Raw genomic sequence first — 22,939 nt, 5'->3', positions numbered from 1 at the left:
GAATTATAAGAACTACAAAGATACAAATGAATTCAACAGAAAAGGAAATTTCTTATCACATTAGTAATAGTTACTCTACCTTAAATGAACTGACATCATTGACAAAAAATGTTTGGTTTGTTTGCCATGGTATGGGATATTTAAGTAAGTATTTTCTTAAATATTTTAAAGATCTAAACCCTATAGAAAATTATATTATTGCACCTCAAGCACAAAGTAAATATTATATAACTCCAAAATTTAAACATGTTGGCGCAAGTTGGTTAACTCGTGAAAACACCAAAATGGAAACCAATAATATAATCGCTTATTTTGATTCAATTTTTAAACATGAACAGATTACACAAGATAAGAACCTTATCATTTTAGGCTATTCGCAAGGCGTCAGTGTGGCTATGAGATATATTGCGAAACGACAATTACAATGCTCGCAATTAGTGTTACTTTCTGGAGGGATTCCGAAGGAATTAAAAAAAGAAGATTTTAGGTTCTTTAAAGGAAAAACCAAACTTATTTATGGTATCAATGATGAATATCTCCAGAAAGAACGGATGACACAGGAACAACAAAAGGCAGAAATGTTGTTTGGTAACAAATTGGAAATTATTCCCTTTGAGGGCGTACATGAAGTCAATACAGAAATAATAAATCAGCTGGTTTAAAATGCGAGTACCTATTTTAGAAACCAAGCGTGTAAAACTAACACTACTTACATTAAATAATTATGTTAAGCTCATCGCTATTGCACAAGAGAAAGATTTGATCTACTACTCACCTAACACTATTTCTTCTTCGGAAAAATTGAAAGACTACGTTAAAGTAGCTGTTAATGGCTATTTAAATCAAACTGCAATTCCTTTTATTATTTATGACAAAGTAAAACAGCAATATGCAGGAAGCACGCGTTTTGGCTTAATCCATTGGAAAAATAAAGTACTACATATTGGTTGGACATGGATTGGTCACGAATTTCAAGGCACAGGATTAAACAAGAATATGAAGTTTTTAATGCTCCAATATGCTTTTGAAACTTTAGTTTTTGATAAGGTAGAATTCAGAATTGACGAACGCAACCAAAAATCCAGAAACGCTGTTGAAAAATTAGGTGCCATTCTTGAAGGCATACTGCGAAAAGACACTATTATGAAAGACGGCTTTAGACGCAGTACATGCTGTTATGGTATCTTAAAAGAAGAATGGCCAACTATTAAAACTCGGGTTTTCAGCAAACTTTAAACGGTCTTCTGTAGTGTTTTGTTTTTTTCTTTTAAAATAGCTAATTGCTTTTCTATAAACGTAATTGCTTGTTCTGTTTTATGACTTGTTTTAGAGGCCATGTTTTTAAATTCTTTTTTTAAAGTTTCCTTTCCTGAGGTTGCTGCTTTAGATAAGTCGTCTTTAACCTCTATAAAATCGCTAGATAACCGATTTTTTATGTCTTTACCTTCTTTCTTCAGCTTGTCTCTTGTTATACTGCCTTTTTCTGGCGCTAATAAAACTCCTGCTGCTGCTCCTATTAAGACTCCTAATACTATTGCTCCTTTATAAATCATAGCTTTTTATTTTAATTAAACGTGCTTTACTTATGTGTCGTTAACCAAACTCTTTTGTTACAAGCAAAAGCTGTACTAAGCATTTATTCGTCTATAGTTTTTAAAATAAAGAAGTTCTACTCCTTTAGGAAACTTAGAGTCCCTCTCCAAACCTAAAACTGGGATATTGTGCCAAAATATAAGCGTCTGACAATACTTCGTCGTCATTTGAATCACATAAATTAAGTGCTATATTACCTAATTTATACCAAACATAAAGTATAACGCCAAGATCATCTTCAGTCTCTTCTACCTTTAATACTTCCAATGTAAGACCAGCATCTTCATTACACAAATAATAGGTCTTATCAAATCTTGTAAATTGAACCTGGTAAGTATCTGTAATTCTTCCTATACTTTTTGAACCTAAAGCAAATAAAAAATCGAAACCCTCTTGAGTTGAATAGTCATACTTTGGTGTTCTTAAAACTAGCTGGTTCGTTCTAATCTCTCGATTTAAAACAAAACGTAAAGATCGCAATGGATCTTCTGGATTACGATTTACACTAAATGAGGCTGTACTTATTTGATAATTTGAACTAAAAGTAAAATCTGTCAAAAAATCATCCAATTTACCCCGAAATTGAGGAACAGTCTCATTCAAAAACTCTGCTGTAAGATTAACAGGTTGAATATCATCGTCATTACTGCAGTTATAACAGAGCAGTACTAAACAAAGTATCAGTAATTTTCACATTATTATGTTTTAAATATGTATTCTATTACTAAATTAATTTTATTTAACTATAATTAAAGACTACAGAATTAAAATTTTTAACATAATTAGCCACAACACTAAAATTTTGCATTAGACTAATGTACTAATTTAGCTACAATATCTTTAACGGGAAGAATTTCTTTAGTATGCGCTATACTCGGTCCCGCAACCCAAACCGTTTTGTAAGTTGCTTTTTTGGCAGCGTTCTCAGTCGCTTTCATACCTATTGAAAATCGCACCATTTTAACCCATTTTTTAAGCTTCTTATTTTTGTTAAGCATGGTTTCAAGCCACGTTGCTTTTGTTCCTATTTTTTTGACATACGGTGTGTTTATAACGGTACAAGGCGTGCCAGAAATACGCTCTGTCATAATAATATCTTCTGCGCCATAATCAACGCAAGCTTGTTTATATTCGTCAGTCACGCCTGCTTCTATTGAAGCTATAAACGGACTACCAACACTAACACCTTCGGCGCCATAACTCAACATTCTATCAATATCTGCTTTACAACCAACACCTCCTGCTGAAATCACAGGAATAGTTAACTCTTTACTCAATAAACTTGTTAATTCCTCTGGTGTAAGATTTCCTCTGTGACCACCAGCTTCATTATTTACAGCTATTGCAGCATCAGCTCCCAATTGTTCTACCTTTTTGGCAAAATGTAAATCTGTAACATCACAAAACACTTTAATACCAACTGCATGCGCCTGATTTATAGTTTCTTCTGGACTACCTAGAGACGTAATTAAAAAATCACAACCCTCTTCACAGATTACTTCTAACTGTCCTTGATATTTAATATTTGATTTATTAACAATGAGATTAAATCCAAAAGCCCCACCTTCAACCTTATTTGCTTTCAATTCACGTATTGCAGCTCTTAATTCATCAAGTGTTCTGTAGTTAAGTGCAGGAATACAACCTGCTATTCCTCCTTTCATTGCTTCTGTCACCATAGCAACATTAGACACCAAAAACATTGGTGCTTGAATAATTGGATATTTAATATTGAGCATTTGTGTGAGTCTTGTAGTCATATTATAAGTTTAATTATTCGCATTTCAACTACATCAAATTAGCTGTAGTTCTGCTATTATTAAAATCAACATGTAAATATAATAAATTATTATGCATGCATAACAGACTGTTAGTCTTGAAACCTGTAATAGCCACATTTTAAGTAAGCACCTTCTGGGAAACCAATGGGATGATCTATATCATGTTGTGTTTTTTGTTCTACGGAAAATGAACGTTTGGCAACTATTAAAGCGTGTTCATTAATATCATAAAATGCTGTAGACGTCACTCTAGATGAACAGGATGCTAAAACTAATAAGCCATCTCTAGCCGTTAATTTCTCTCCTAACCTAGCCAACTGTGCATATTTCTTTTTAGCGAGTTGAATTTCAGTTTGTTGTTTGGCAAAACTTGGAGGATCAATAACAACCACGTCAAATTTCTGTTTTTCTAAAATGAGCTGCTCCAATATTTTAAATGCATCACCAGCCAAAGTAAAATGGATCCCATTATAATTATTTAATTTACCATTTTGAACTGCGATCTCTAATGCTTGGGAACTAATATCTAAACTCGTCACTTCTTTTGCTCCATTAGCCAAGGCATGAACTGAAAATCCGCCAGCATAAGAAAACACATCTAAAACAGTTTTGTTTTTACTCAAAAGGCCAACTTGCTTTCTATTATCTCTGTGATCTAAGAAGTAACCCGTTTTATGACCTTTAATCACATTTGCTGAAAAGTTGACACCGTGTTCTATAAACTGTACGACTTCATTGTGAAGTATTCCATAAACGACTTCTCCATCTTTCAAGTTATGAGAGCTTGATTGCTGCAAACTACGACTCAAACGTATCACCACCGTTTCGCAACCTGACGTCCTAATCAAACTTTCTAAAACAGTTTTAAGATAAGGCAACCAGATTTCAGAATATAATTTTACGACTAAAACCACGTCATAAACATCTGCAATTAGTGATGGAAATTCATCGTTTTCACCAAAAATTAATCGGTAGCTTGTCGTCTCTGTCTTTAGTAATGGGAGGCGTTTTTGGTATGCCTTTTCAATTTTCCGAAGAAAGAAAGCATCATCTATTTGTATCGGCTTTTCGTCACTATAGATTACTTTAATTCTAATTGGCGAATCTGCATCGTATAATCCTATACCAATCATTCCGTTTTTACGCTTTCCGAAGATAATTGCTAAATCACCTGATTTGGCATCTGAATTAATTTTAACAATACTCTCTGAAAACACCCAAGGATGACCTTGTTGTACATAATTTTCACCTTTTGCAGTGAGTTTTATGGCCAAGCGTTTAGGTTGATAAGGATTATCTAGGGATGAGGAAAAGAGCATTATATCTTTTATTAGTTACAAGGTTGCAAAATACTTTCTTTTTCTGAAGAATGTTCTATTTAATACACTCTAAAATAGATAGACAAATGGTAAACAAAAAAAGCGTGACCTATAAGATCACGCTTTTAATAAAATTATTAATGCTAATTAAGCTTTCACGTCTTGGCTTTTTACTGCTAACGTATAAATAACTAGTCCAAATCCAATTTTGTTAATTGCATCTGCAATGTTGTAAGCAACATCTACACCACCAGTTCCTAAAATACTAGTATACCATCCATCAGTACCTAACATATAACCTAGAGGGTAAATTGCCCATCCAACTAATACGAACCAGCATAATATTTTGTGAGCTTTTAAAACTTCTCCTCCTGCTGCAACAGCTAATTTTTTGGCACTACCAAGCCATATTTCATAAACAATTACGAAATAAGCTAGTCCAGAAATTCCTCCCCAAAGTGCTGCTTGTCCAGGATAAACTGCTTCACCAAAGTAACCTGTAACTAACATTACTACAGATAATCCAATTAGTTTCCACATTAAAGATGGTTTAGCACCTGCAACTTTAAGAATTAAATAAAATTCTACACACATTAATGGCACTGTTAAAATCCAATCTACATATCTAAAAAATGTAGGCGACTCCATGTTAACTGCCCAGTAATCTCTCATGTAGAAATAGTGAACTGCTGCAATAAATGTAATTAGTCCTGAAACTAGAACTGAAGTTCTCCATTTCCTATCAAATTGACTAAGTGATAAAAAGAAAAAAGCTGAAGCAGCCATCATAGCCATACAGCCAACAAAAAATGTAAATCCTATGTAATCCGTAGGGTCCATTTTTGTAGTAACATCGATTAATAATAACATTGTTTTCATAAAAGTTAGTTTAGATTATTTTACTGTTTAAGCAAATTTACAAAACATTAAACAAGTATTATGCTTTTTTAACAAAATATTTGTCAATTAATTACTAACATTGCATGGAAGTATGGGTAAAATTCACAATCTATCAATATTATTAAGTTTCGTTGGTTTATGGGTAACCTCCATATTCTCAGGGGAGATTGAGATTTTTATGGGGTTTATTTTGATATTTTCATTCGGTATTTTGCATGGGGCAAATGACATATTACTTATTGATTCTATTTCAAATTCAAAAGCGAAATATTCATTTTTAAAAGTATTAGGGATTTATTTATTGACCGTTTCTGCAGCTGTTATCGTATTTTATCTAATTCCTTTATTTGCTGTATTCTTATTTGTGCTTTTTAGTGCCTTCCATTTTGGAGAACAACACTGGGAACACAAAAGGCTCGATGTTTCAAATAAATTAAGAAACTGTTTTTATTTTATTTACGGTTTATTAGTGCTCCAAATATTATTTATTTTGAATACCTCAGAGGTGATAGAAATCATAACATCTATTACTAGTTACACGGTTACATATGCTGTAGTTTTATATTCTTTTATTAGTAATCTCATTGCTTTTGCATTAATCTCTATACTCCTTTATTACAAATCGTCACAATTCAAAATAGTATTTTTAAAGGAATTGTTTCATCTCCTAATTTTCACAATAATCTTTAAGGTATCTACTTTAATTTGGGGTTTTACAATTTATTTTATTTTTTGGCACAGTATCCCTTCGCTTTATGAGCAAATCAATTATATCTATGGAGATTTTAATAAGGGAAATATGTTTAGTTATTTAAAAAAGGCCTTCCCGTATTGGATAATATCGTTAATAGGAATAAGTATTGTATATCTTATTTTTAAAGATGAGAAGCTATTTTACGCCATATTTTTCTCATTTCTTGCTGCCATAACATTTCCGCATGCTTTGGTAATAAATAAGATGTTTGCCAATAAAAAAACGCAACCAAATTAATGATTGCGTTTTTTTCCAAATGTTAAGTAATTATATGTTTGTGAGATCCCATAATAAATTTGGGATTAGTAATTCACTCAAAATTCACAAAAGTAAATTTTCATTCTCTACTTATTTTACCTCCTCAAAATCCACGTCTTCAACATCACTACTTTCCTTTGATGCTTCAGTTCCAGCATCTGTTGATCCACTTTCTGGTGCGCCTTGAGTATCTGCTTGTGCCTTATACATTTCTTCACTTGCAACTTTCCAAGCTTCGTTGATTTTCTCTAAAGCAGGTGCTATTAAAACAATATCTTTAATTTCGTAAGCTTTCTTCAACTCTTCAAGTGCTTCTTCAATTGGTTTTTTCTTATCGTCTGATAATTTATCACCAAATTCTTTTAACTGATTTTCTGTTTGGAAAATCATAGCATCTGCTTCGTTTAGTTTCGTAGCATTTTCTACTGCTTTAGCATCTGCATCTGCATTAAGTTCTGCTTCCTGCTTCATTTTAGCAATTTCCTCTTCTGTTAAACCAGAAGATGCTTCGATACGAATATCTTGAGTTTTGTTTGTTGCTTTATCTGTTGCAGACACCTTGATAATACCATTGGCATCAATATCAAAAGTTACTTCAATTTGAGGTGTTCCTCTTTGGGATGGTGGAATACCATCTAAATGGAAACGACCAATTGTATTGTTATCTGCTGCCATTGGACGCTCTCCTTGTAATACATGGATTTCTACCGATGGTTGATTATCTGCTGCTGTTGAGAATACTTGTGATTTCTTAGTAGGAATCGTAGTATTCGCTTCAATCAACTTAGTCAATACATTACCCATAGTTTCAATACCAAGAGATAATGGAGTAACATCTAACAAAAGAACATCTTTTACGTCACCTGATAATACACCTCCTTGGATTCCAGCACCTAAAGATACAACCTCATCAGGATTAACTCCTTTACTTGGCGCTTTTCCGAAGAACTTCTCTACCTCAGCCTGTACTACTGGGATACGAGTTGATCCTCCTACTAAAATAATCTCGTCAATATCACTTTTTGATAAACCTGCTGCTTTTAAAGCTGAGGCACATGGCTCAATCGTACGTTTTACTAAATCATCAATTAACTGCTCAAATTTAGAACGAGTTAATGTGCGTACCAAGTGCTTTGGTCCTGATGCAGTAGCGGTAACATAAGGTAAGTTAATTTCTGTTTGTGCAGAAGATGATAATTCAATCTTAGCTTTTTCTGCAGCTTCTTTTAAACGTTGTAAAGCCATTGGGTCTTTACGCAAGTCAATAGACTCTTCTCCGTTAAATTCATCTGCTAACCAATCAATAATTTTTTGATCAACATCGTCACCACCTAAATGTGTATCACCATCTGTAGACAAAACTTCAAATACACCATCACCTAATTCTAAGATAGAGACATCATGTGTTCCTCCACCAAAATCGAAAACAACGATTTTTTGGTCAACACCTTTTTTATCCATACCATAAGCTAATGCTGCTGCTGTAGGCTCGTTGATAATTCTACGAACTTTCAAACCCGCAATCTCTCCCGCTTCTTTAGTCGCTTGACGTTGAGAATCGTTGAAATAAGCTGGTACAGTAATAACTGCTTCAGTTACGGTTGTTCCTAAATAGTCTTCGGCAGTTTTCTTCATTTTTTGAAGGATCATTGCCGATAATTCTTGTGGTGTGTATAAACGACCATCAATATCTACTCTTGGAGTATCGTTATCACCTTTTACCACTTTGTAAGGTACTCGTTCTGCTTCTTTTTTAGATTCAGAATACTTGTTACCCATAAAACGTTTAATAGAATAAACTGTTTTAGTTGGGTTTGTTACTGCTTGTCTTTTTGCTGGGTCACCAACCTTAATTTCACCACCTTCTACAAAGGCAATGACTGAAGGTGTTGTTCTTTTACCTTCAGCGTTTGGGATTACAACTGGTTCATTCCCTTCCATTACAGAAACGCAAGAGTTTGTTGTTCCTAAATCGATTCCAATAATTTTACTCATAATATTATATTTGTTTTAAATATTTCCTTTACATCGGAAACGTTATGTTGATTTTATTCTCAGCATTCATATGTCAAGGATTATGCCATGACAAAAAATGTGACATGATGTCAGAATTGTTTTTCTAAATTATTCTAATAATAGTTTACTTTGGTATTAGTTTTGATAATAATAGAGTAAAACCTAACGTTTTGAAATATTTATTACCAGAAATATAAACATATTTATAAAAAGAAATGTTCATAAGGATCTACCATGTGAACCTAAATTAATAATCTTAAACTATTAACATATGAAACGTATTATATTATTTACATCAGTATTTGCTTTGTTACTAACTGCTTGTACAGGAGACCAAGGAACTCCAGGGTTTGACGGATTTGATGGGCAAGATGGTGGCATTTTCGTAGCCTCAGCCTTTGAAATTGTAATAGATTTTAATGAAGATGAAGATTACCAGTTTACAGAACCTTATGGTTTTGAAGTGTTCCCTTCAGATGTGACTTTGGTTTATATCGAATGGGAAACCGATAATGGTGAGCCAATTTGGCGATTATTGACACAAACTGAATATTTTGATGATGGGATTTTAGTCTATAATTATGATTTCACGCAACAAGATGTACGAATCTTCTTAGATGGAACAATAGATTTCAATACGTTGGATAATGTATGGACTCAAAATCAAGCATTTAGAGTTGTCGTTATTCCTGCAGACAATGTTGACGGATTAGACCTTTCTAATCTAGATGTAATCATGCAAGCCTATGCTATTGAAGATTTCGAATTGAGATAATCCATACCGTTTAGGATACATATTGTTTAACTAAAACTAAAGCACTTTCAACAACTTGAAAGTGCTTTTTTTATTTTCAAAAAAATTGAAAGTTTGGACATACTATTTGATATATTTGACCCACTAAAACAGTTTCGCAAATGGAGTGTATTTCTATATTTGACATGCTTAAAATTGGTGTTGGCCCATCTAGTTCTCATACATTGGGACCTTGGCGCGCTGCAGAACGTTGGATTGAAGAACTTAAAGTCACAAAGAAATTTGATAAAGTTGAAAAAATCACAATTGACCTCTATGGTTCATTGTCATTAACAGGAAAAGGTCACGCTACAGACTACGCACTTTTACTTGGCTTGAGTGGTGCTGATCCAGAATATATCCCGGTTGAATCTATAGATATTATAATTGCATCCATAAAAAACACCAAAACACTTTTATTTAATAACGAGAGACCTATTGAATTAGATATAAAAACAGATATTATATTCAATAAAAAGTTTTTACCCTTTCATTCTAATGCTATGATCTTCACTGCTCATATTAATGGAAGACGCTATAAGTCTACCTACTATTCTATTGGTGGCGGATTTGTGGTACAAGAAGAACGAAAAATTTCTAAAAAAAATAAAATTATATTTTATTGCACATTTCCTTATCCCGTGGAAAACGGTGTACAACTATTAAAATTTTGCGAACAGTTAAAGCTCCCGATTTCTGGAGTGGTTTTAGAAAACGAAAAATCTATACGTCCAATTGAAACTATAGATTCTGAAATTCAACGCATTTGGGACACCATGTTAGAATGTATGTATGTAGGTTGTCATACTGAAGGTAGTCTTCCCGGTGGACTTAACGTAAGACGTCGTGCTTATGACATGCATCAAAAGTTAAAGGGTGAAATTGCTTATACTAATCCGGTAGAATGGTTGTATTCTATTAGAGGTACTGAAGTTAAATTCAGACAAATCCTTAAATGGGTAAGTTGTTTTGCATTAGCTGTTAATGAAGTTAATGCGTCTCTTGGTCGTGTTGTCACTGCACCTACAAATGGCAGTGCTGGCGTGATACCATCCGTATTAATGTATTATTTAGTTATAGAAAATCACGATGCCAATTTTGAAGATATCAAACGTTTTTTACTCGTTGCAGGAGAAATAGGAAGTATCTTTAAAAAAGGCGCAACAATTAGTGCTGCCATGGGTGGTTGTCAAGCCGAAATTGGAGTCTCCTCTGCAATGGCAGCCGGAGCACTATGTGAACTCTCTGGCGGAACACCAGAACAGGTTTTAATTGCTGCCGAAATTGCAATGGAACATCATTTAGGTATGACCTGTGACCCTATTGGCGGATTGGTTCAAATACCATGTATAGAACGCAATGCTATGGGAGCGATAAAAGCAATTAATGCGTGTGAGCTAGCTTTAGACACAGATCCTAAAAATGTAAAGGTTCCTTTAGATAAAGTGGTTGAAACCATGTGGGAAACTGCAAAGGATATGAATACGAAGTATAAAGAAACTAGTGAAGGTGGTTTAGCTGTTAGAGTGAATATGACTGATTGTTGATTTTCTTTTAAAGACATAAAGCTTACTTTTATGAATTCTTATCTTTAATTAAGCTACAATTATCTAAAAATAAATTAATAGTCTATCATAAATAGCTCTTCTTCTTTCTCTTTTCTGAGAGTGAATCAACCCCTCCTTGAAAAAAGGAGGAGCATCAAATAAGTTGAAATTTTAATACAACAATCAAAAACTAAATCCCTTCCCTTTTTTCAAGGGAAGGTGGATTTAATTTTAGCAAAGAAATCAAAGACGGAAGGGTTAAAAAGTATTTCGTTTTTATCTTTGAAAACGGCGAATGATGCACTGTTGGACTTCAACACTACTAATGCAGCTTTGATGAATTATCCTCCCTTCCAAAACGAAAGGAGGAACTAGATTTTGTATTTAATTTGATATTATGACTATTTGAGAATAGAAATCATACTCTAATTAGAGTCTTAAATGTTCGATTGTTTTTTCTTCTGAAGAATTTTGAATATACTATTATGACTTGAATTTAAGGGGAATGACAATTTTAAAAGTTCTAGAATTTCCATTAGATTATAAATTTAATAGTTTTTGAGCTTAAGAATAAATATAATATAAGAAATCTCTGTATTTTTACGAATAACTAAATAACATCACATGTCTGTAGCAAAAAAAGATTACAAGAGAGTTACCGTAAAATCTCTTATTGATATGAAACAAAATAACGAGAAAATATCAATGCTAACTGCCTATGATTATACCATGGCAAAAATTGTTGATGGCGCGGGTATTGATGTCATATTGGTCGGTGATTCTGCAAGTAACGTTATGGCAGGACATGAAACGACACTTCCGATTACATTAGATCAAATGATTTATCATGCATCGTCTGTAGTAAGAGCTAGTGAACGCGCTTTAATTGTTGTAGACCTTCCTTTTGGAAGCTACCAAAGTGACCCCAAAGAAGCCTTACGCTCGGCGATACGGATCATGAAAGAATCTGGAGGTCACGCTGTAAAAATGGAAGGCGGTAGAGAAGTTAAAGAATCTATAAAACGAATTCTAAACGCTGGAATCCCTGTTATGGGTCATTTAGGATTAACACCTCAATCCATCTATAAATTTGGAACATACACTGTTCGTGCAAAAGAAGATCAAGAAGCACAACAACTCAAAGAAGATGCTTTAATGCTCGAAAGAGCAGGTTGTTTTGGAATTGTATTAGAAAAAATACCTGCAAAACTAGCAACCGAAGTAGCACAAAGTGTCTCTATTCCTGTAATTGGAATTGGCGCTGGAGCTGGCGTTGACGGACAAGTCCTTGTGCTCCACGATATGATAGGAATGACCCATGAGTTCAATCCGCGTTTTTTACGTCGTTATATGAACTTATATGAAGACATGACAAAGGCTATTGGTCAATACGTTCATGATGTGAAAGCGGTTGATTTCCCTAGTGATAAAGAGCAATATTAGTTTGCTATAATTAGTCGCAGTGTGCAGTCAACAGTTTTCAGTTGACTCAAACGCTTAAAAGTGTAGTTTCAATTTTCAGTAGCTCTCAAACGCATAAAAGAAATCGCCGTTTTCAGCAAACAACAATAAACAAAAAATTCGTGTATTCGTGGCAGAAAAAATCCACTCCAACAAAGATAACCTCCAAGTCATTTATGAAGATAATCATATTATCATCGTGAACAAACGTGCTGGTGACATTGTACAAAGTGATAAAACTGGAGATAAGCCACTAAGCGACGTTGTTAAGGAATATATCAAAGAGAAATACAATAAACCTGGTAATATATATTTAGGAGTAGTGCACAGATTAGATAGACCTACAACAGGCATTGTCTTATTCTCAAAAACCAGTAAAGCTTTACCCAGGCTCAATAAATTATTTGCAGAACGAAAAGCTCATAAGACCTATTGGGCCATTGTAAAAAATGCTCCTGAGAAATCTCAAGACACTTTAGTTAATTGGTTAAAGAAAAACCCTAAAAACAATAAATCGGCTGCATATCCTAAAGAAATCACGGACAGCAAAAAGGCTGTTTTACATTATAAAACTATAAAAACTTTAGATAATTATTTCTTACTAGAAGTCGAATTAGAAACTGGAAGACATCACCAAATTAGGAGTCAGTTATCAAACATAGGATCTCCAATAAAAGGGGATTTAAAGTATGGGTTTGACCGAAGTAACAAAGATGCTAGCATCAGCTTACACGCTAGAAGATTACAGTTTACGCATCCTGTTTCTAACGACAATATTGATGTCAAAGCCGCATTACCAGACGACCCTATTTGGAAAGCTTGTGACGCTTAATCTATTGTTCTAAGCAAAAGGATAAGTAAGCGTTAACTTTACGCCTTCACCAATTTTTGATTCTAGATTAAATAGGGCTGCAATAAGCGCTGCTCTACTTTTCATATTTATAAGCCCAGATCCTTTTTCAGCAGAATCAATATCAAATCCATTACCATTATCTAATATTGTGACTACTAATTGATTTATTTGGTAGTCTAAAATAACTTTAATTTCATCTGCTTCAGAATATTTCACAGAATTAGAGAAAAACTCCTGCATAATCCTAAAAATAATGATATCATGCTTTTTATCATTGAGATCTCTTTGTGTTCCATGTACTTCCAATTCTGAAGAAGAGAATTTCATACGCTTTAGTCGTTCAATTTCATTAGCAATTGAAGCCTCTAATCCCATGTTTGATAACACATCATTATTTAGAGATTTTGAAAGCGACCTTACCTCAGTTAAACTTTGTTTTACAATTTGTGTGGCCTCATCAACTTTACTCTTCATGTCTTCAGGAACTTTAGCAGCTAAAGCATTGAGCTGCATATTAGCATAGGCGAGTAACTGTCCAACATTATCGTGAAGCTCCCAACCAATGTGTTTTAGCGCTTGCTCTTGAATTTCAGTTTGTGAACGAGAAATTTCTTCATCGAAGGCTTTTTGTTGATTTATTTGATCTAAATGGATTTTATTCTTTCGAATTTGAAAAGTTACGAAAAACAGAATCACCATCACAGAAAGCAAGAAGACAGCAAAAATAACATAGGCTATTAATGCTATTTGTTCTTCATTTATTGCTTGCTCTTCTTGAGCGAATACCAAAAACCGAATGCAAAACATAAGTATGTAAAAATGTTTATGATTAATAAAAATTGACTTCTAAACTCGACAAACTTTAAATTCATTGAATCAAAATACGAATTGAAGATAAAAAGAGGAGTCACACATAAATTCCATATTAGTAGCGCAATACTAATATAAAATGAAGGTAATTTATAAAAGCTAAGTATTTCTTCGCTTTTCATTAATTCAATAAAATAAAATATCACATAAATACAAATAGATCCAGTTCCAACTATAAAAGCATAAGGCAATGATTTAACGAAAAATCCATCTGTAAACGTAAAAAAGGCAAATGCAAATAAAGCATAGGCACTAAAAATCAATCGAATACTGTTTTGGAATACTTTTGATGTCATTAAATTTGAATAAAACAAACCTATAATGCCAATGCTTAAAAAATCATAAATATTATAAAGCCAAATATTCGAGCAGAATACCCCATTTTTTAATTCAATGTACCAATCTAAATCATAATTATTCAAAAATAAATATGTGTAAGCACTTACAATCTCAACAAATACAGTAAGCCAAAGATAATACACAAATATTTTTAGAACAGAATTATTAACTTTTGAAATATAATAGCTACCAAAAATAGCCGCTATTATTTCAAAGATATCTGTAATAATATTATCGTAGTATAAAAAAAAATCTATCACAAGATACTATTTCTTATTGAGGGTAATTAGCAGAAGGTGGATCTCCTTGAGTACCACGATCCAATCCATTCCCTCCAGGAATATCAGGACTTCCGCCGCCTTTTTGAATAGCAAAGTTAAACATATATCCTTCAGAGGTTACTGGTGTTCCAGTAGGTACAAATAATAAGGTGGTATAACCTGGCGTACTGCCTACTATTGGCTCAGCTCCTAAATATAAACGCACTCCATCCATAGTGTATTTTAAACTTGTGGCTTGTTTTTCTGCACTGTCTAAATAATTACGTACATCATCTAAAGAATACCAGGATGACCTATTATCACCACCTTGCACACCTCTAAAAACAGTGGCATTTATGGAGTCATATCTCGCATTATAAGCTTGTGTTAAGGTTTTAATTTGAGTTGGCGTAATAATACCTTTTGGCACCAAAGGATCTGTACCGTGTAATACTCCTTTGTCTTTTTGACAATAAAAATACATGGCTAACGCACCTAAAATAAAACCTAAAATAAGTAGTACTAATTTTTTCATAATTTGATTGGTTTGAATTAATTACACCTCTAATGTATTGAAAATCTCTATACAAATCTAGAAATCATGTTAAAACCCGGGTTTATTCTTACTATATTATACTTTTAAACGTAATATTGCTACCAGAAATCTTCTGTGCCAGCTTATTTACAGCATTTTCTGTAAGTTGTAAAATTCTTGGATAGCCACCTGTAATTTGACAATCTCTCATCAAAACAATAAGCTTTCCCGAAGGTGTTAACTGCACAGTTCCCGGTAACACTACAGATGTAATCATACCTTTTAATGAGTTTTCTATATTTTGATCAAATTGATAAGCCATTCGATTACTATCCTTAGAAATCAAAAAAGCGGTATTAAATAATTTATTTTGCTGTCTACTATCCAGATTTTCAAATTCTGGCCCTCTAAAAACCTCAAGTTCAGAAGCTTCAAAATGACTTTGATTGCTTTTTATCGATGAAAACAATCTACTCTTTCGTCTTTTTGAAACTATTTTAGTTTCAGAACGATCCAAAATTGATATCACATCACCTGTATTCAATATATAATTTCTGGTAACGTCTTTATACATGCTTCGACTTCCCATTTGCACTTCAGTTTGAAAACCTCCAAATACAGCTAAATACGAACGACAACCATTGCTCAGTTTATTAAACTTTAAAACATCTCCTGTATTTACTGAATACATCACATTATTTTTTAATCTTTTAGCATTTAAAGTAACGTTCATTTCCGCTCCAGAAACACAAATTACAGTATTACTTTTAAATTTCAAATGAGGCCCCATAACAACGCTCTCAATAACTGCTGCATTGCTTGGGTTTCCTAAAATAGAATTCGCTAAAGCTGCAGAATAGCGATCCATAACTCCAGAAATTGGCACACCAAACTCTTGACTCGCAAGTCTTCCTAAATCTTGTATCGTATCATACAAACCTGTTTTCAAAACCTCAACCATCAATGACCTCACTTTCTATTATATATGTCCCTTGTTCAATCTTTTGGGCTACAGCATTATATTCTGTTTTAGAAATCGGTATAAATTTTATTTGATCACCAGGTTTTGCAAAACAAGGTTCTTTTTTCTTTGGAAGAAATAAAGCAATGGGAGAATTACCAATAATATTCCAACCCCCTGGACTTTCATTAGGATAGATGCCTGTTTGTTCTCCACCAATGGCGACAGCTCCTTTTTTGATTTGTAATCTCGGACACTTTTTCCTAGGAAAATGGAGTCCTTTATTCAAGCCTCCTAAATATAAAAAGCCTGGTAAGAACCCAATAAAAAAAACAGTATAAACAGGTTCAGAGTGTTGTCTAATAAGTTCAGAAATCGCGATCTTTTTTCCCTCGGAAATAGCTTTTAAATCCAAACCGAATTCTTCATCATAACATACAGGAATTTTGAATAATTTAGATTTCATTTTTTTTGTAATATTTCGTTTTAGATAGTGTCGCTTTAAACTTAAAAACTCGTCATTGATGTTATCAATAGTTGATTCGTATATAATTAACATTGAGCAGTATGCACTATTTACTTGAACTATTGATTTATCGCTAAAATTTAAAATTGAGTTTTTATAAAAAAGCATATCTTCTAGAATATCTTCATGGATTTCTTGTGGCCATTCTACCAAAATAGAACGTTCTGAGAAGCGCCGATATGTCAATTCAAAATCCATAGTTAAACGCGTTAATTTGTATACTTTTAGTTGCAAGATTTTTTAGTAAAAATCGCAAATTCTCTGCTACATTATTTCCGTCTCCATGCATACAAAATGTATCTACTTTTAAGGCTACCTCAACACCATTACTCGTTGTTACTTTTCCGTGGGAAATCATATTATAAACATGTGCAAACATCTTAAATGGATCATAAATCATAGCATTAGGCTCTGTTCTAGACACCAAAGTTAAGTCTTCATTGTAATTACGGTCTGCAAATCCTTCAAACATCACTTTCAATCCGTCTTGCTGAGCTATCTTTGAAATAACAGACCCAAAAGGCACATACAACACCAAATCCCTATCTATACTTTTAATAACATTTATAACCGTCGTAGCTGCAGCGACATCAACTGAAGCCAAGTTATACAAAGCACCATGCGGTTTTATGTGATGCAATTTTAATTGTTGCGCTTCTACTATTGATTGTAAACTTTCGATTTGGAATTTTAAAGTATCGAATAGATCATTTGAAGACATGTTCAGAATCAATCTCCCGAAGTTCTTTTTATCTGGAAATGAAGGATGCGCTCCAACTTTCACGTTATAAGTTTTAGCTAATTCGACAACGTGACTCATCGTACTCAAATCTCCTGCATGTCCACCGCAAGCTATGTTACATGACGAAAGCAAAGGCATCAAAACAGATTCGTTCCCAATACCTTCACCTAAATCACAATTGATATCTATAGTTTTCATTGATGTGTTTTATAATAATTCGAATACTTTCAGAATACTCTTAGCACCTAAAAACAGTGCTACTCCCAGGATAATAAACCCTAAAATATTCTGAAACACGGAATTTTTATAAGCCCCAAGAATAGATGATTTATTCATTATCCAAAGTAAGAATCCAGCAATTAAGGGTAATAACAGCCCATTTGCTATTTGAGCAAATTTGATGATCTCAATCGATTTAAAACCAATTGATGAAAATAAAACACCTAAACCTAAAATAAGCATCCAAACCAATCTAAAATTTAAAGATTTCATATTTGAACTCCAGCCTAGGCAACCCGTTGCCACGTATGCAGCTGCCAAAGGCGCTGTAATGGCGCTTGTTATCCCTGCAGCAAATAGACCAATAGATAGAAAATATTTAGCATAATTACCAAAAAGAGGCTCTAATCCTTTCGCTAAATCTGCTGCGTTAGTCACTTGACCCTCTTTAATTGCAGCTGCCGAAATAATGATGCACATAGACACAATACCCCCTAAAACAACAGCAATGACCGTATCTTTTCGCGCATATCTTAAATCAGATACGTTTTTCCATTTTTCTTTCACCAAAGACGCATGTAAAAACAAATTATAAGGCACAACCGTTGTTCCCACCAATGCAATCACCGTTAGTATAGTATCATTAGAGAAATCTGGAGTCAACAAACCTTTAAATACTAATGCGAGATCTGGTTTTGTCAATATCGCTGTAATCAGGAACGCCAAACTCATCAAAACAACTAATATGATCAATGCTTTTTCCAACACTTTATAATTCCCTATAAACAATAAAACAAAGGCAACACCACCTATTACAAGACTCCACAGAGCACCAGAACCACTTGTGTTTTCCGTTAAGGTCTCTAAACCTAAAACACCTCCACTAATGTTTCCTGCTTCATAGGCAGCATTGCCAACAACAATAGCAGACAGAATCAGTACAATAGCCAAGGCTTTAAAAAACGGGTTAGAAATTTCCGTTCTAATCACTTCCGATAATCCCTTTTGAGAGACAATCCCTAGTCGCGCAGACATTTCCTGCAACACAATGGTTGCTACAATAGACAATAACATTGCCCAAAGCAAGGTAAAGCCATGTGTCACACCCGCAATGGTGCAAACCGCAACAGTTCCTGGACCAATGAACGCTGCTGCAACCAAAGGTCCCGGTCCTATATTTTTAAACCAGTTTTTAATCACGATCTATTGAGTTTAGAGCATAAATAGCAAAACTACCTAACCAATGGCCACCTTCATAGCTATCACCGACAACACTAGGTAATGAATAGTTAATATGCTGATTTGCAATGTTTTTAAGATGCTTATATTCTGGCAAACCTTTTGCGATTTCATTTAAACTCCATGCTCTAGAAAAGTTCACACCATCCAGATGCACTAGCTTCCCATCACTTCTATCACTTACTTTACCCGTTTCTAAAGTAAAATTTTTATCTTTTAACTGTGGAAGGAAATCACTGAGCCACTTTTTAAAGCCATCTTTTGGCAGCACACGCTTCATCAACGCAGCTTCTTCAAAACAAGGTGACAGAAAATCAAACCCGCTAGGCTCCCAACTCAAGGGACAACTAGCATCAGTCTCATAAAAATCTCTTGCCCGTTGCTCTATGAGTGATTGCAACTGTTCATTCCCTAAAGTTTTCGCGTAATCGTAGGCAAATGAGAGTCCGAAAGCGGTGTTAGGATGCTCTCCTACTCGGATTGGATAATTTAACTTTGGCAAAAACTCTATGTATTTCTCTACGATTAAATCGGTCAGCGGTTGCAAGTTAGATTCTAACTCTTTAGAAATAGGATCATTCCACTTATGGAGTTCTTCCGTTAATTTCAGTAACCAAGCCCAACCGTAAGTGCGCTCGTAGGTTGTGTTATATGTTCCGAAGAAATAATCGACTTCTGCTTTAATATGCTCTTGTGATAAGTTTTCAAGCAGCATTCTTTTAATATCTTTTGCGTTGTCAAGCTCTGGATATTGCCTCAATAAACGCACTAAACTCCAATGTCCGTGAACCGCAGAATGCCAATCAAAACATCCATAAAACGCAGGATGCAAGTCTTTAGGCGACTTTAAATCATCTTCACTACCGATAGTTTGATTGAGTTTATTTGGATACTCATTTTGAATGCAATGAATAGGCAATTGTGATAATCTATTTGCTTCTTCTAAATTGATTGTCGGTATTTTAACCTGATCTACTTCAACTTCTTGTTGAGTATTTATTTTTTTCTTTTCTTCGTAAGAGTTACAGCTTAAAGTCAACAAAGCTAAACTGAGTGAGTAGATATATTTCATGTTATAAATTTAGCATTTTAAATTATACCATATTTGGATTTTATCCTAACCAACCTTCACGATCCATACTCCTATACTGTATGGCTTCAGACAAATGAGAACCATTAATTACTTCTACGCCTTCCAAATCAGCAATCGTTCTTGATACTTTCAAAATCCTATCATAAGCTCTAGCAGATAAATTTAAACGTTCCATTGCCGTTTTTAAAAGCTGCATTGATGCCTCGTCCAACTTACAGTGTTGTCGCAAGAATTTGGTATTCATTTGCGCGTTATAATGTACTTTATCAGATGCCTTAAAACGTTCTGTCTGTATCTCTCGCGCCGCTGTTACTCGTTTTCTTATGTCTACTGAGGTCTCTCCTTTACGCTCATCTGCCAATTTCTCAAAAGGCACAGGCGTGACTTCTATATGAATATCAATGCGATCTAATAACGGTCCAGAGATTTTACTTAAGTAGCGTTGCATTTCTGCTGGAGAAGAGGTCACAGGTGCATTAGGATCATTAAAATAACCACTAGGACTGGGATTCATACTTGCTACCAACATAAATGACGATGGATACGTTACGGTGAACTTTGCTCTAGAAATCGTGACTTCGCGGTCTTCTAATGGCTGCCGCATCACTTCTAAAACTTCACGTTTAAATTCTGGAAGTTCATCTAAGAACAAAACTCCGTTGTGAGACAAAGAGATCTCTCCTGGTTGCGGATAACTACCACCTCCAACTAAAGCAACATTTGAAATCGTATGATGAGGACTCCTAAAAGGCCTCTGAGCCATCAATCCTGTGTGTTCTTGAACTCTACCAACAACAGAATGTATCTTCGTCGTCTCTAAAGCTTCTTGTAAAGTCATTGGCGGCAAAATACTAGGTAATCGTTTTGCTAACATTGTTTTTCCCGCTCCTGGTGGACCAATCAAAATAACATTATGACCTCCTGCAGCTGCTATCTCCATGCAGCGCTTAATACTTTCTTGACCTTTGACGTCACTAAAATCAAACTCAGGGAAATCTAGATTTTTATAAAATTCTTCTCTTGTATTTATGATCGTTTGCTCTAAAGGTTCTCCAAGATCAAAAAAGTTAATAACTTGTGAAATATTATCGACACCAAAAACTTCTAATCCATCCACAATGGCTGCTTCTTTAGCATTTTGTTTTGGGAGGATAAAGCCTTTAAAACCTTCTTCTTTAGCTTTTACTGCAATAGGAAGAGCACCCCTCATAGCTTGTAAATTTCCGTCGAGAGACAATTCGCCCATAATGAGATATTTATCGACATCATCACCTTTAATTTGGTTTGTAGCCACTAATATTCCGATTGCTAACGTAAGATCATATGACGATCCTTCTTTGCGTAAATCGGCTGGCGACATATTGATAATGATCTTCTTTCCTGGGATTTTATAACCGTTATTTTGAAGTGCTGCAGCGATTCGAAAATTACTTTCTTTTATCGCGTTATCAGGAAGACCTACGAGATGGTAACCAATTCCTGAATCTACGTTAACCTCAACGGTAATTGTTGTTGCCTCGACACCAAAAACAGCACTTCCAAAAACTTTTTTAAGCATGATTAGTTGGTTTGCTTAAATGTAGGCAAACGTATTGCAATAAAAAAACCTTTCAAAATATAATCTTGAAAGGTCTTTTGCTGTATTAAAAGTAATTAAATAATTACTAGTTCTGTGTTAGTATTTTTTATCAACAACATTTATAATGCATTAGAAAGTACTGTCATAGCATTAATTGCACCTAAAATAACTATTAGTCACAACATTGAAGTATTGAAGTCACTTCATTTAAAATTTGATCATTCTTGTCTCAAAGGTCAAATTCATAGCTAATGTCATCATAAAACATCATTTCATTAAAACTAATATTACCAGAACTCTCAATGTAAAAATATTAAATTCTCTTAAAGCCTTAATATCTAAAGATATAGTTGTTTTAGAAAACAGTATTTAAGTTCAATCTCAATTAAATTAAATATTGATATCACTATTTAAACTTCTGCTTCACATAATCAAAAAAAAACCGTAATTAATTTAATTACGGTTCCTCTTTTTAAAAAATACTTCTAATGTTTTTATTTTATAATCAATCGTTTTGTAGTTGACCAACTATCACCATTTATTATCATTATATAAGTACCTTCTTCCATATTTCCAAGTTTATAAGTTATCACGTTATTTCCGGAAATTACTTGATAGAATCTAGGATTATGAATCATTCTTCCTCTAGTATCGTATAAAACCACTTCAATATCACCTAAATAATTATCTGGATTTACTAAATCTAATTCTATACTAACACTTGTATTACTAGCTGCCGGAACAGGATAAACTTTTATAGATTGACTAGCTGCATTACCTTGATTACAAGAAGCTTCAGTTGAATCATAATAATACACTTTCACGTATGCTGATGATCCAGGACAATCCTCTGTTGCTTCAAAAGAATACAGATAATCCCCATCTGCTAACAAACTCCATACGCCTCCTTCATCTGCTGAATCCCCTAAAGCTGCAAATAACTCTTCATATGTTGGTATTACTCCTGCACATACTGTCACTTCTGAATTTTCTCCTGCATGTAATCCCGGAGTTTCTGTGATTGTTAATGTTGCTGTGTAAACACATCCATTAGCATCTGTTAAGTCTAAAACTACTGGTGAATCTGATACAGCATAAGTCATATGATTTAATAACCATGTGTAATCAGCTCCTTCGCAAACTGTGACATCTTCAACAATGTCTTCAGTGACTCCATAATAATACACTTTCACGTATGCTGATGATCCAGGACAATCCTCTGTTGCTTCAAAAGAATACAGATAATCCCCATCTGCTAACAAACTCCATACGCCTCCTTCATCTGCTGAATCCCCTAAAGC

At 34.0% G+C, this 22,939-nt stretch carries 23 protein-coding genes; 7 read left to right on the top strand and 16 right to left on the bottom strand.

Going from position 1 to position 22,939, the window contains the following annotated elements; genetic code table 11:
- Positions 1 to 26 precede the first annotated feature (26 nt).
- Together ACJAZK_RS04560 and ACJAZK_RS04555 are read left to right on the top strand one after the other, a co-directional pair.
- Positions 27 to 662, top strand: coding sequence for an alpha/beta hydrolase (locus tag ACJAZK_RS04560; RefSeq protein WP_415222828.1), 636 nt, complete (start codon positions 27 to 29; stop codon positions 660 to 662).
- A gap of 1 nt (position 663) precedes the next feature.
- Positions 664 to 1,236, top strand: a complete 573-nt coding sequence (locus tag ACJAZK_RS04555) for a GNAT family N-acetyltransferase (RefSeq protein WP_415222827.1) — start codon at positions 664 to 666, stop codon at positions 1,234 to 1,236.
- Here ACJAZK_RS04555 and ACJAZK_RS04550 read toward each other — a convergent pair.
- The 5 genes from ACJAZK_RS04550 to ACJAZK_RS04530 form a co-directional block, all read right to left on the bottom strand.
- Positions 1,233 to 1,553 (bottom strand): YtxH domain-containing protein, encoded by a 321-nt coding sequence (locus ACJAZK_RS04550; protein ID WP_415222826.1) that lies wholly within the window; start codon positions 1,551 to 1,553, stop codon positions 1,233 to 1,235. The genes ACJAZK_RS04555 and ACJAZK_RS04550 overlap by 4 nt on opposite strands.
- Positions 1,554 to 1,686: 133 nt before the next feature.
- Entirely contained in the window at positions 1,687 to 2,196 is a 510-nt protein-coding gene (locus tag ACJAZK_RS04545) for a hypothetical protein (RefSeq protein ID WP_415222825.1), read from the bottom strand.
- Positions 2,197 to 2,405: 209 nt separating this feature from the next.
- On the bottom strand, positions 2,406 to 3,353 hold the full coding sequence (locus ACJAZK_RS04540; protein ID WP_415222824.1) for an NAD(P)H-dependent flavin oxidoreductase: 948 nt from the start codon (positions 3,351 to 3,353) through the stop codon (positions 2,406 to 2,408).
- A gap of 110 nt (positions 3,354 to 3,463) precedes the next feature.
- Positions 3,464 to 4,693, bottom strand: a complete 1,230-nt coding sequence (locus ACJAZK_RS04535) for a class I SAM-dependent rRNA methyltransferase (RefSeq protein WP_415222823.1) — start codon at positions 4,691 to 4,693, stop codon at positions 3,464 to 3,466.
- A gap of 147 nt (positions 4,694 to 4,840) precedes the next feature.
- The gene (locus ACJAZK_RS04530) at positions 4,841 to 5,572 is read right to left on the bottom strand and encodes a bacteriorhodopsin-like (RefSeq protein ID WP_415222822.1); all 732 of its coding nucleotides are present in this window, start codon (positions 5,570 to 5,572) and stop codon (positions 4,841 to 4,843) included.
- Positions 5,573 to 5,684: 112 nt separating this feature from the next.
- On the opposite strand from ACJAZK_RS04530, the gene ACJAZK_RS04525 reads away from it, so the two are divergent.
- On the top strand, positions 5,685 to 6,584 hold the full coding sequence (locus tag ACJAZK_RS04525; RefSeq protein ID WP_415222821.1) for a Brp/Blh family beta-carotene 15,15'-dioxygenase: 900 nt from the start codon (positions 5,685 to 5,687) through the stop codon (positions 6,582 to 6,584).
- A 111-nt stretch (positions 6,585 to 6,695) separates the two neighbouring features.
- Here ACJAZK_RS04525 and dnaK read toward each other — a convergent pair whose 3' ends face one another.
- Complete coding sequence (gene dnaK, locus ACJAZK_RS04520; protein ID WP_415222820.1) at positions 6,696 to 8,600, bottom strand: molecular chaperone DnaK; 1,905 nt, start codon at positions 8,598 to 8,600, stop codon at positions 6,696 to 6,698.
- A gap of 292 nt (positions 8,601 to 8,892) precedes the next feature.
- Between dnaK and ACJAZK_RS04515 the strand changes: the two genes are divergently transcribed.
- The 4 genes from ACJAZK_RS04515 (at position 8,893) to ACJAZK_RS04500 (ending at position 13,254) form a co-directional block, all read left to right on the top strand.
- Positions 8,893 to 9,396 carry a hypothetical protein gene (locus tag ACJAZK_RS04515; RefSeq protein WP_415222819.1) on the top strand — a complete coding sequence of 168 codons (504 nt, stop codon included), beginning with the start codon at positions 8,893 to 8,895 and terminating at the stop codon, positions 9,394 to 9,396.
- A gap of 140 nt (positions 9,397 to 9,536) precedes the next feature.
- A complete protein-coding gene (locus ACJAZK_RS04510) occupies positions 9,537 to 10,961 on the top strand; it encodes an L-serine ammonia-lyase (RefSeq protein WP_415222818.1) in 1,425 nt (474 codons plus the stop codon).
- 624 nt (positions 10,962 to 11,585) lie between these two features.
- Positions 11,586 to 12,404: a 3-methyl-2-oxobutanoate hydroxymethyltransferase gene (panB, locus tag ACJAZK_RS04505; RefSeq protein WP_028871194.1), complete on the top strand. Its 819-nt coding sequence runs from the start codon at positions 11,586 to 11,588 to the stop codon at positions 12,402 to 12,404.
- A gap of 148 nt (positions 12,405 to 12,552) precedes the next feature.
- Entirely contained in the window at positions 12,553 to 13,254 is a 702-nt protein-coding gene (locus tag ACJAZK_RS04500; RefSeq protein ID WP_415222817.1) for an RluA family pseudouridine synthase, read from the top strand.
- A 9-nt stretch (positions 13,255 to 13,263) separates the two neighbouring features.
- Here the strand turns inward: ACJAZK_RS04500 and ACJAZK_RS04495 are convergent, their stop codons facing one another.
- The 10 genes from ACJAZK_RS04495 to ACJAZK_RS04450 form a co-directional block, all read right to left on the bottom strand.
- Positions 13,264 to 14,082 carry a sensor histidine kinase gene (locus ACJAZK_RS04495; protein ID WP_415222816.1) on the bottom strand — a complete coding sequence of 273 codons (819 nt, stop codon included), beginning with the start codon at positions 14,080 to 14,082 and terminating at the stop codon, positions 13,264 to 13,266.
- Complete coding sequence (locus ACJAZK_RS04490; RefSeq protein ID WP_415222815.1) at positions 14,034 to 14,744, bottom strand: hypothetical protein; 711 nt, start codon at positions 14,742 to 14,744, stop codon at positions 14,034 to 14,036. Before ACJAZK_RS04490 ends, ACJAZK_RS04495 begins: the two co-directional genes overlap by 49 nt.
- Positions 14,745 to 14,757: 13 nt before the next feature.
- Positions 14,758 to 15,279, bottom strand: coding sequence for a hypothetical protein (locus tag ACJAZK_RS04485; RefSeq protein WP_415222814.1), 522 nt, complete (start codon positions 15,277 to 15,279; stop codon positions 14,758 to 14,760).
- Between the two features lie 91 nt (positions 15,280 to 15,370).
- A complete protein-coding gene (locus ACJAZK_RS04480) occupies positions 15,371 to 16,252 on the bottom strand; it encodes a biotin-dependent carboxyltransferase family protein (RefSeq protein ID WP_415222813.1) in 882 nt (293 codons plus the stop codon).
- A complete protein-coding gene (gene pxpB, locus ACJAZK_RS04475) occupies positions 16,233 to 17,000 on the bottom strand; it encodes a 5-oxoprolinase subunit PxpB (protein ID WP_415222812.1) in 768 nt (255 codons plus the stop codon). The genes ACJAZK_RS04480 and pxpB overlap by 20 nt, the downstream gene beginning before the upstream one ends.
- A complete protein-coding gene (pxpA, locus tag ACJAZK_RS04470) occupies positions 16,954 to 17,706 on the bottom strand; it encodes a 5-oxoprolinase subunit PxpA (RefSeq protein WP_415222811.1) in 753 nt (250 codons plus the stop codon). The genes pxpB and pxpA overlap by 47 nt, the downstream gene beginning before the upstream one ends.
- 9 nt (positions 17,707 to 17,715) lie before the next feature.
- Positions 17,716 to 18,927, bottom strand: coding sequence for an Nramp family divalent metal transporter (locus tag ACJAZK_RS04465; RefSeq protein WP_415222810.1), 1,212 nt, complete (start codon positions 18,925 to 18,927; stop codon positions 17,716 to 17,718).
- Positions 18,920 to 20,038 (bottom strand): DUF2891 domain-containing protein, encoded by a 1,119-nt coding sequence (locus ACJAZK_RS04460; RefSeq protein WP_415222809.1) that lies wholly within the window; start codon positions 20,036 to 20,038, stop codon positions 18,920 to 18,922. The genes ACJAZK_RS04465 and ACJAZK_RS04460 overlap by 8 nt, the downstream gene beginning before the upstream one ends.
- Positions 20,039 to 20,078: 40 nt before the next feature.
- Positions 20,079 to 21,617 (bottom strand): YifB family Mg chelatase-like AAA ATPase, encoded by a 1,539-nt coding sequence (locus tag ACJAZK_RS04455; RefSeq protein ID WP_415222808.1) that lies wholly within the window; start codon positions 21,615 to 21,617, stop codon positions 20,079 to 20,081.
- 515 nt (positions 21,618 to 22,132) lie between these two features.
- On the bottom strand, positions 22,133 to 22,939 hold an 807-nt coding region (locus ACJAZK_RS04450), incomplete at its 5' end, for a T9SS type A sorting domain-containing protein (protein WP_415222807.1).

Origin of the sequence: Psychroserpens sp., assembly GCF_047633235.1 — a bacterium.
Classification (GTDB): Bacteria; Bacteroidota; Bacteroidia; order Flavobacteriales; family Flavobacteriaceae; genus Psychroserpens.
Note: the sequence above shows the minus strand (reverse complement) of the source record. Positions and strands in the feature narration are given on the sequence as shown.

Bases quoted from the DNA above. Each gene is read 5' to 3' on its own strand.
- ACJAZK_RS04560 (WP_415222828.1), top strand. From the start codon at position 27: ATGAATTCAACAGAAAAGGAAATTTCTTATCACATTAGTAATAGTTAC.
- ACJAZK_RS04555 (WP_415222827.1), top strand. From the start codon at position 664: ATGCGAGTACCTATTTTAGAAACCAAGCGTGTAAAACTAACACTACTT.
- ACJAZK_RS04550 (WP_415222826.1), bottom strand. From the start codon at position 1,553: ATGATTTATAAAGGAGCAATAGTATTAGGAGTCTTAATAGGAGCAGCA.
- ACJAZK_RS04540 (WP_415222824.1), bottom strand. From the start codon at position 3,353: ATGACTACAAGACTCACACAAATGCTCAATATTAAATATCCAATTATT.
- ACJAZK_RS04535 (WP_415222823.1), bottom strand. From the start codon at position 4,693: ATGCTCTTTTCCTCATCCCTAGATAATCCTTATCAACCTAAACGCTTG.
- ACJAZK_RS04530 (WP_415222822.1), bottom strand. From the start codon at position 5,572: ATGAAAACAATGTTATTATTAATCGATGTTACTACAAAAATGGACCCT.
- ACJAZK_RS04525 (WP_415222821.1), top strand. From the start codon at position 5,685: ATGGGTAAAATTCACAATCTATCAATATTATTAAGTTTCGTTGGTTTA.
- dnaK (WP_415222820.1), bottom strand. From the start codon at position 8,600: ATGAGTAAAATTATTGGAATCGATTTAGGAACAACAAACTCTTGCGTT.
- ACJAZK_RS04515 (WP_415222819.1), top strand. From the start codon at position 8,893: ATGAAACGTATTATATTATTTACATCAGTATTTGCTTTGTTACTAACT.
- ACJAZK_RS04510 (WP_415222818.1), top strand. From the start codon at position 9,537: ATGGAGTGTATTTCTATATTTGACATGCTTAAAATTGGTGTTGGCCCA.
- panB (WP_028871194.1), top strand. From the start codon at position 11,586: ATGTCTGTAGCAAAAAAAGATTACAAGAGAGTTACCGTAAAATCTCTT.
- ACJAZK_RS04495 (WP_415222816.1), bottom strand. From the start codon at position 14,082: ATGTTTTGCATTCGGTTTTTGGTATTCGCTCAAGAAGAGCAAGCAATA.
- ACJAZK_RS04485 (WP_415222814.1), bottom strand. From the start codon at position 15,279: ATGAAAAAATTAGTACTACTTATTTTAGGTTTTATTTTAGGTGCGTTA.
- pxpA (WP_415222811.1), bottom strand. From the start codon at position 17,706: ATGAAAACTATAGATATCAATTGTGATTTAGGTGAAGGTATTGGGAAC.
- ACJAZK_RS04460 (WP_415222809.1), bottom strand. From the start codon at position 20,038: ATGAAATATATCTACTCACTCAGTTTAGCTTTGTTGACTTTAAGCTGT.
- ACJAZK_RS04455 (WP_415222808.1), bottom strand. From the start codon at position 21,617: ATGCTTAAAAAAGTTTTTGGAAGTGCTGTTTTTGGTGTCGAGGCAACA.